Here is an 8,661-nt window from a genome sequence, read left to right as displayed (position 1 = left end):
TCAGGTTAATCGACTCAAGATGTTGAAAAGACAAATGTATGGTCGTGCCAGTCATGAACTACTCAAGAAAAGATTTTTGTGTCCTGTCTAGTAAACTAGCGATCGCCTGATTCTTGGATCACCAAAAGCGTGCAAGACCCAATCTGAGTCGAAAACGCTAGTTTTTGCGAGCCGAGGCTCTAGCTTTTGCAAGCCACTACATCTAACTATGGTGAATGAAAATTCCCTACAACAAATAAAAACACAATTACGCAATCCTTCTCTGTATAGGCGGAAAGTTGCTTTAGATGAATTGGCTACTATGTCGGCTGAAGTTGCCCTACCAATTTTGCAACAATTATTTCAAGAAGCAGATTTTGCTTTGCGTCGTTTTGCTGTTATGGGTTTGGGAAATCACCTAACCGATAAATCTTTTAGTATTTTGCAAAATATCCTTGCCCAAGAACGAGATGCTAATGTATTAGCCGAGGCAGCAAACTCTATCTTTCAATTTGGCGATCCGAAGGCTACGCGATAGCGTAATCGCTCTATTCCAGTTTTGCGCCAGTTGTTTATCAACTCGGACAATTGGTTGGTACATCAGACAGTAATTGCCATTCTGGTAGATAGCAAAAATCATCATGTACTCTGGGAAATTATCAAATTGGGTTTGGCTAAGGTCGACCAAACAACTAAAGAAACCGCAATACTTTCCCTCAGTCAACTATTAGATACAGAATATAAACAGGAAGCATTCGATCTCTTTGCTGTTTTAGCCCAAGACGATTATTGGCGCACCAGATGGCGTACCGCGATCGCTCTTACCGCTTCTCAAGATTTACGGGCTAAGAAATTGTTAGCCCAACTACAACAGGACGAACATTACAGAGTCGTAGCAGCAGCACTATCAAAGCCATGAAGGGTAAGGGCTTCTGGTCAGCGTTCCCTTGCCCAGTTCACCGATCTGGGCTTGCCCCGTTTGGCTCGGGGTAAACGTCTTACGCCGACGCGGGGTCTGACCATTTCGCCAACCGCCCCTACTACATTGATATCTTAATGGGAGTACGATTTTTTTTAGTTTCATAGGCAGCAGATTCGATTAAAGACCGACCAGTCATTTCTACTGGTTGAGGAATCTGCAATATTTCTAAAATAGTTGGCGCGATATCTGCCAAACAACCATCCGCTCTTAAGGGAGTATCCCCACCATGTCCGACTACTTTTCTCTTTTCCCCTTCTACCAAGATGAAAGGTACGGGATTAGTCGTGTGTGCCGTCCAAGGATTGCCATCCGCATCGCGCATATATTCAGCGTTGCCATGATCCGCAGTAATTAATAACGTGCCGCCAGCTTTATTCACCTTCTCAATCACCGTACCCAAACAGCGATCGACAGTTTCAATAGCTTCAACTGCTGCTTCTAGATTGCCAGTATGTCCGACCATATCAGGATTGGCATAGTTAACTACAATCAAAGAATAAATGCCCTTATCCACTGCCTGACAAACTGAATCTGTCACTGCTTGAGCCGACATTTGGGGGGCGCGATCGTAGGTGGCTACCATCGGGCTTTGAATTAATTCTCGATCTTCTCCTTCAAAAGGTTGTTCTAAACCACCATTAAAGAAATAGGTAACGTGGGGATATTTTTCTGTTTCAGCCGTGCGAAATTGAGACAAACCATTATTGGCTATCACTTCACCCAAAATATTGGTTAGGTTTTGTGGTTTAAATGCTACTTCGACTGCCGCATTAGGATCGTATTGAGTAAAAGTAACAAAGTGGAGCGATTTAAGCTTTTCTCTGGCAAAACCATCAAAATTGTCATTTACAAAAGCATAGGTTAGCTGTCTTGCTCTGTCAGGACGGAAATTAAAGAAAATCACCGAATCTTTTTCTTCAATAGCTCCAGAGGCAATTCTCGTAGGAGGAATAAATTCATCAGTGGTTTCTTGAGCGTAAAAACTTTCTAATACGACTGTAGGAGATCGCTTATCAGTAATCGTATCTTGGGTCATGATGTCATAGGCTTGCTGAATCCGATCCCAACGGCGATCGCGATCCATAGCGAAATAGCGACCGCTAAGGGTCACTATTCTTCCAACTCCAATCTTATCGATCGCATCTTGAATTTTATTTAAAGCTTTAATTCCTTCAGTAGTATAGGTATCTCGCCCATCGGTAATTGCATGGATACAAACATCTTCAATTCCATTAGACTTGGCTAGGTGCAATAACCCGATTAGATGCTTTAAGTGAGAATGTACCCCACCTTCAGAGCAAAGACCAATTAGGTGTAATTTGCCTCCAGTTGCTTTAGCCTTGGTGCAAGCACCAACCAACGCCTCATTCTCTAAAATAGAACCATCTTCCACTGCATCGGAGATTCTAACTAACTCTTGGGGAACGACTCGTCCCGCGCCTAAGTTAAGATGCCCTACTTCCGAGTTACCCATTTGACCATCAGGTAATCCTACATCTTTACCAGATGTATTGATTAGGGTGTTAGGATATGCAGTCTGCAAGCTATCGAAAATTGGGGTCTTTGCAGTTGCAATAGCATTAGCTTCTGTTGACTCGCGGTGACCCCAACCATCTAAAATAGCTAGCACCACAGGAGATACAGGTGCTTGAACCATAATTGTTACCTTATTATAATCACTGGCACATTGATAATAACATCGCGAACCGCCTTAGTTCGAGAGTATTTCTAATGAATTTTTGACGATTGCTGCAATTTTCACTTTTAATTTATCCGACATCTTGCAGAATCAGTCTTAATTTTTGCTTGTCTTTCGGCTATTATAGCTTCTAGATCTGGTCTACCTGTGAGTTTAAGTCGCCAGTCCGCCCAAATATCGTACATTTTATCGGCGATCGCACCTATGAGGGGCAATTTAGTAATAGCATAAATCCAACCCATGCCTAACTCTTGGTAAACTCGACGAAATACTTCTACATTTTTGATTACGGTGTCATCGGGTAAGATGGCGTGGATTCTACCCATTGCCGTAGCAAAGTCGATATCGGCATGTTCTTGGGGATTGTAATTGATGTCTGCAATATCTACAAAGTTAACAATTCCGCGACCGCGATCTTTTTTGGTGAGAAAATTAACCTCTCTCACGCACAGAGGACATTCTCCGTCGTATAAGAGCTTGATTTTCCAAGTTGGAGTCGATCGTGAGTTACTTGCCGCTCGTGTTGTCATAAATTGGTTCGGAATAAGTTGGTTGGAATATATAATTAAAATCTACCTGCGTTGAGAAGCAGAATTTTTCGGGATATTAATTTTAAAAAAGTAATTTGAAAATTTGATCGCGTCTAGTGGGAAATTCTACCCGAATTTAGGTTTATTTAAAGTATTTAAGTTATATTCTGATCTTTCGATGATTAATAGGATTTTAACCATTTAAACTATCAATGCCACTGAGTTGCGCTCGAAAATAAATTCACTATAATCTGCCATCGTGTCTAGACCTACGCTATCTAAAAAGAGTTCTAAAGTTAGCCAAACACACAGTCTTAATATTAGTTTTGTCCACTTGATATTCATCGCTCTAGACCTGAGTATTGAGGTTTTGGATCGAATCTGTTACTAAAGTTAACAAACAATGTAAAGAAAAGCAACAATCAGGAGCGCCAAATATTGACACAAGTAGGCGGACAAAATTAGAAATGAAACAAAAAAAACCTAAAAGCCTAAGATCCTTTGCGAAGACCAAAGATACAATGACAAAAAGAAGCTATCAATTCCTTTGGTACTAATGACATATAGCACTAACGAACTAATCCAGATACTCGATCGCGAATTAAAGGAAAATTGGAAAGGGAAACGAGTTGTTCTCTCTTCAGCCAAACGAATTAACGATCCTGTGGTAGCCAAAGCTTTAAACATGGATAAGGTAAATAAAGTTTTTGCCTATCGGGATTTTCGCAGTCAAATTCATCAATACCAACAAAATCATCAAGTATCGGGAATTATTTGGCGCAAATGCACTTTTGCGGGAGAAACTATTACCTATCCTGAAATTCACAGTCAATTAGTACCCATTGAAGGGGATAAAGCAATTTTAGTAGAAGCGCGATCGCAGATCTTGGATTTTTGGTATCGAGTTACAGAGCAAATGAAATTTTGGCTAGTGAATAGTAATTTTGGCAACAATCAAGGTCACCACCAACCCATTAGTTTTGAATATTTGCAAAAATTAATTCAACAAACAGAATGGGCAGAAATTGATGCAGCCCGCACTGAAGTATATCTTGGTTTGTGTTGGGGTATTCCTCAAGACCATCAATATCAGTGGGCAAAACCCAACTCGGGTTGCGATCGTATTATTGCTACAGTATCCGAGCCTAGTGCGATTAAAATTTAGCTATTAATGTTTTTCAGTTAACACAAATAAGTATTTTTGGGGACAACAATTATTAGCTTTGTTAATCAAAGAGATTAATTATTTACAATCAGAAAATAATATCCTAATGCCAAGACAATCGAACTTAATCCTATTGACCTCTAAACTAATAACTAATAACTAACAACTAATAACTACATAATCCGAGTGCAACTAAGATATAGTACTCTAGATAGTTAGGATATGTATCAATAGAAAATATATAAAATATATGACTCAACAACACGCAGTGGGAGTAATTCAAACTCTCGGTTTCCCTGCGGTTTTAGCTGCGTCCGATGCAATGCTCAAGGCTGGTCGTGTTACTCTAGTCTATTTTGATAAAGGAGAGAGTGGCACTTTTGTCATTGCGATTCGCGGTCCGATATCTGAAGTCAAACCTTCGATGGAAGCAGGACTGAGAGCAGCAGACGAAACTTTTGGCGGAAAAGTAATTACTCACTATACTGTACCCAACCCTCCTGATAATGTGGTTGCAGTTTTGCCCATTCGCTATACCGAGGAAGTGGAGCAATTTCGCTTTTAGATAACTATAGACTCAATTTAAAAGTATATTCAAAAATTGTCTTTAGTCAGCTAAAATTAGAACTCATGAAATGTAATCTGGGATTACGTTTATTTGTATTTGTAATTAATAATTTAAAGGAGCAAATTTATGCCGTCTCAATCTGCGGTAGGTGCGATCGAAACAAAAGGTTTTCCTGGTATTTTGGCAGCAGCCGATGCAATGGTTAAAGCAGGACGAGTTACCCTAGTAGGTTATATTCGCGTTGGTAGCGCGCGTTTTACCGTTAACATTCGCGGTGATGTATCGGAAGTTAAAACTGCCATGGCAGCAGGAATCGATGCAGTAGAAAGAGCCGAAGGAGCAACTTTAGAGTCTTGGGTGATTATTCCTCGTCCTCATGAAAATGTCTGTGCCGTACTTCCCATTGACTATACCGAAGAAGTTATGCCTTACTTCGATCGCGTTGAAGGAAGAACTTTGCCTGTTGCACCAAACTCTTAGTAACCACAGCTACTAAAAAATTTTATTAGCAATTCAAACAATTAAAAGGTTGGGATAGTTTCAGGCTCTATGCTCTCAATCCTTAACCTTTAATTGCGATCTTTAATAAAAAAGAACTAATTATCAATCGATTAAAGATAATTTTCTTTTCAAGGCTCTCACATAGAGAAAAATAGGAAACTGATAATATTCAATTATTAACCAGATGACGCAGAACAAATGAGCGCAAAAAGTTAAAATCGTCCAAGTTAGAGGCAACCAATAAAGCAAACTGCCACTTTCTAAGGGAAATAAATACATTCCAGAACCGACAATGGCAGTAGGCAACAAAACAAAAGCCAAAGCGACTACAATATAAGACCAGCCAATCTCTAATCCTTCTCGGTGAATGCCTTTCCAACTTTTACCATTCCAATACCAAGTTAGAGGAAGTTGACTGTCTGCCATTTTGAGTAGCTGCTTGTCAAAATTGGTGGTGAAAATATGCTGACAGAAATTACAAGAAAAAGTTTCCATCAAGAGCATTTCCGAAACTTTTCCATGACGGCAGACAGGGCAAGAATATTCTCCCTTAACATGAAAACGGTTAAATTCCGTCCACTCTTTTTGTAGGCGATCTAGGTTGTTTTTTTTAGCAGAATGATTGAGATTGCTGGCTCTAGACATATATTCTGGTATCTATATTTTAGGTCGCGATACTTGTTCAATATTGGTAATTACCCAAAATAATTACTAAACGGTATCAAGCTTAAGATAACTCTCTAAGATCGAACTATAGCAAACACAGAATATCTATTGCCAACTTCAATAATTGGTTTAAGACTATTGTTGTAATTGCTAACAACCAAGCTGGTTAGTTTTTACATACTATTAGAACTTCCTCAAGAGATTCTAAGCTAAAAAGTCATTATAACGATCTAGATTTAATTGCCTACGGCTCTTAATGGTTTTGATATAAATATAAATATTAATTAAACTGTCCATAAACTTCTTTGCAGAATTGATACAAATAAAAATTATTGAAGGATTTCCACTCGGACTCTCATATTAGTCAATCCTGCAACTTTAGGACTGTCTTGAGGATCGAGCTTAATTTTTACTTCTACAATGCGAGAGTTTTCATCTTGGGTAGGATCTTGAGATGATTCTGATAGTTGTTTAGCTCCTATCTGCAAACCGAGATGCTCTACTATACCTTTTAGATCTGATTCAAATCCGCCATATTCGCTACTTATTATCGCCGACTGCCCGATTTTTACTTGGTTAATATCTGTTTCATATATTTCAGCAATGACATACATTTCATTTGTTTGTCCCAATTCCACAATACCTTGGCTAGTATTTACCTGTTCTCCAACACGAGTATTAATCCGTAAAATTTGCCCAGAAACAGGAACTTTGACTTTTGTATCTTCCAAATCTGCTTTGCGCTGCTCTACGGCGATAATAGCTCGTTCTAACTCTATTTCTGCTACTCTAACGTCCACTGGTCTAATTTCTTGCAATCTAGCTAAATTTTCTCGTTCGAGATTTATTTCTTCGGTTAAAGTTTGCTGAGTGTTATTAAGTTGGGCTTGACGCTCTTGGACATTAGCTTGAGACAGTTCCAATTGTTCTGTTGCTTCATCCAGAGTTTGTTGGCTTACAGCACCTTGTTGGTATAAAGTTTGATTGCGGCTGTAAGTCAAATTAGCTTGTCTTAATTGAGCTTTGGCTGCTGCGATCGCAGCTTTTTTTTCGACTATTTCATTACGCAGCTGAGATTCTAAACGAGAAATATTGGCTCTTTGTGCTGCTAATTCGGCTTGTTTGGTATCTCCAGCTAAAGTCTGCTCTAGTTTTGCCCTAGCTAATTCGACATTTTTTTCTGCTTCTTCGAGATCTCTTTCCCTGCGATCTATGCCTTGCAAAATGGCAATTACTTGTCCTTTTTCTACTAGTTCTCCTTCTTCAACTAAAATTTGATTGACTCGACTGTCTTCAGCGTTAGCAACAGAAAGTTTAATTACTTCTCCCTTGGGAATTAGTTTGCCCAAGGCTACTACCTGTTTTGGTTGCTCGATTTTCGTTTCTGTTTCTGGCACTTGACCTTGAGAATTGGCATTACAACCATTGCCCAAAATAATCAAACAAAAAATAAGACCATAGTTACCGACTCTAGCTAACCAAGGATTGAGCCGAAAAAAAGACATAGATTGAAGAGCGAAATATTTTCTAAGGCAAACAGTTTCGATTGTAATTAATTTCCTTCATTAGTTGCCAAGATCTCAAATTAATAACCGAATAGTTATTTAATTAATAAATACTGCGATCGCTCTGAGATTCCTGTAAGTGGTTGCTATATTAGTGAAGCATTATTCATCAGATTGTAGGATATATCAATTATGCGCTCCTTAGTTCTTGCTTCTTTGGCTGTTTCCTTGTCCATCGTTCCAAATCCAGGTTTGACGGTAGAATATGCTGGTTTAACAGATGAGTTGGGAAGTGCGACAGTTAGTATTTTGGGCAAGCTAGGTTATGACTGCACGACGGCTGAAGTAGGGATTGTGTGTAAAAAATGTAAAGTTGAAGACAACAAACAAAAATGTGAAGCTTTTCTTTGCGATGCGGTTACTCAAAAATGTCGCAAAAAATCCGCAGAGATTCCTAAAGTACCAGGACTCAATCTTGAGTAAAGAGTAAAAAGTAAAGAGTAAAGAGTAATGCTAAAGGAAAAGTGGCAGATTCTATCTACATCGGATGTCCCCACAGAGTTTGTTAAGGGAGTCGAGGAGATTACAGGAAGAACAGCTAAATATTCCTCTCAACTTTTATGGCAAAGGGGAGTTAGAGATTTAGCAGCATTGCCTGGGTTTCTCGATGCCAGTAACTATCAACCTGCCAGTCCTTTTGTCTTTGGTCGAGAAATGGAATGGGCAGTAGAGCGACTAAAACAGGCAAGAGAAAGGTCAGAAAAGGTAACTATCTGGGGCGACTTTGATGCGGATGGGATTACTTCTACTAGTGTTTTATGGGATGGTTTGGGGCAGTTTTTTACTCAATATTTGCAGCTAGATTATTATATTCCCAACCGCATGACCGAATCTCACGGTTTGAATTGTCCTGGAATAGCTAGATTGGCAGAGGCAGGGACGAAACTTATCGTTACTTGCGATACGGGAAGTACCAACTTAGAAGAGATTGCCTACGCTCAAGATTTGGGTATCGATATCATTGTTACCGACCACCATACTTTACCCGAATTTCGTCCTGAAGTTA

Annotated in this window: 12 protein-coding genes; 7 read left to right on the top strand and 5 right to left on the bottom strand. The window is 39.3% G+C overall.

Annotated elements, in window-relative coordinates:
- Positions 1–208 precede the first annotated feature (208 nt).
- Positions 209–517 carry a HEAT repeat domain-containing protein gene (locus AC33VI_RS01410; RefSeq protein ID WP_491780485.1) on the top strand — a complete coding sequence of 103 codons (309 nt, stop codon included), beginning with the start codon at positions 209–211 and terminating at the stop codon, positions 515–517.
- A 21-nt stretch (positions 518–538) separates the two neighbouring features.
- Positions 539–898, top strand: coding sequence for a HEAT repeat domain-containing protein (locus tag AC33VI_RS01405; RefSeq protein ID WP_491780484.1), 360 nt, complete (start codon positions 539–541; stop codon positions 896–898).
- Positions 899–1,019: 121 nt separating this feature from the next.
- Here the strand turns inward: AC33VI_RS01405 and gpmI are convergent, their stop codons facing one another.
- The 3 genes from gpmI to AC33VI_RS01390 all read right to left on the bottom strand — a co-directional run bounded on the left by gpmI (position 1,020) and on the right by AC33VI_RS01390 (position 3,535).
- Positions 1,020–2,618, bottom strand: coding sequence for a 2,3-bisphosphoglycerate-independent phosphoglycerate mutase (gpmI, locus tag AC33VI_RS01400; RefSeq protein ID WP_491780483.1), 1,599 nt, complete (start codon positions 2,616–2,618; stop codon positions 1,020–1,022).
- Between the two features lie 107 nt (positions 2,619–2,725).
- Positions 2,726–3,190 (bottom strand): thiol-disulfide oxidoreductase DCC family protein, encoded by a 465-nt coding sequence (locus AC33VI_RS01395; protein WP_491780482.1) that lies wholly within the window; start codon positions 3,188–3,190, stop codon positions 2,726–2,728.
- 201 nt (positions 3,191–3,391) lie between these two features.
- Positions 3,392–3,535: a hypothetical protein gene (locus tag AC33VI_RS01390; protein ID WP_491780481.1), complete on the bottom strand. Its 144-nt coding sequence runs from the start codon at positions 3,533–3,535 to the stop codon at positions 3,392–3,394.
- Positions 3,536–3,746: 211 nt separating this feature from the next.
- Between AC33VI_RS01390 and AC33VI_RS01385 the strand changes: the two genes are divergently transcribed.
- The 3 genes from AC33VI_RS01385 (at position 3,747) to AC33VI_RS01375 (ending at position 5,403) form a co-directional block, all read left to right on the top strand.
- Entirely contained in the window at positions 3,747–4,355 is a 609-nt protein-coding gene (locus AC33VI_RS01385) for a hypothetical protein (RefSeq protein WP_491780480.1), read from the top strand.
- Between the two features lie 250 nt (positions 4,356–4,605).
- On the top strand, positions 4,606–4,920 hold the full coding sequence (locus tag AC33VI_RS01380; protein WP_491780479.1) for a carbon dioxide-concentrating mechanism protein CcmK: 315 nt from the start codon (positions 4,606–4,608) through the stop codon (positions 4,918–4,920).
- Between the two features lie 129 nt (positions 4,921–5,049).
- Positions 5,050–5,403 (top strand): carbon dioxide-concentrating mechanism protein CcmK, encoded by a 354-nt coding sequence (locus tag AC33VI_RS01375; protein ID WP_491780478.1) that lies wholly within the window; start codon positions 5,050–5,052, stop codon positions 5,401–5,403.
- 123 nt (positions 5,404–5,526) lie between these two features.
- Here the strand turns inward: AC33VI_RS01375 and AC33VI_RS01370 are convergent, their stop codons facing one another.
- A complete protein-coding gene (locus AC33VI_RS01370) occupies positions 5,527–6,069 on the bottom strand; it encodes a hypothetical protein (protein ID WP_491780477.1) in 543 nt (180 codons plus the stop codon).
- A gap of 350 nt (positions 6,070–6,419) precedes the next feature.
- Positions 6,420–7,595, bottom strand: a complete 1,176-nt coding sequence (locus AC33VI_RS01365) for an HlyD family secretion protein (protein WP_491780476.1) — start codon at positions 7,593–7,595, stop codon at positions 6,420–6,422.
- 192 nt (positions 7,596–7,787) lie between these two features.
- Between AC33VI_RS01365 and AC33VI_RS01360 the strand changes: the two genes are divergently transcribed.
- Both AC33VI_RS01360 and AC33VI_RS01355 read left to right on the top strand, forming a co-directional pair.
- The gene (locus tag AC33VI_RS01360) at positions 7,788–8,078 is read left to right on the top strand and encodes a hypothetical protein (protein ID WP_491780475.1); all 291 of its coding nucleotides are present in this window, start codon (positions 7,788–7,790) and stop codon (positions 8,076–8,078) included.
- A 27-nt stretch (positions 8,079–8,105) separates the two neighbouring features.
- Positions 8,106–8,661: DHH family phosphoesterase (locus AC33VI_RS01355; RefSeq protein ID WP_491780474.1), on the top strand; the 556-nt coding region annotated here is incomplete at its 3' end.

It is taken from the genome of Waterburya sp., assembly GCF_058530065.1.
The sequence above is the reverse complement of the archived record's forward strand: the minus strand, read 5'-3'. Positions and strand labels throughout refer to the sequence as shown.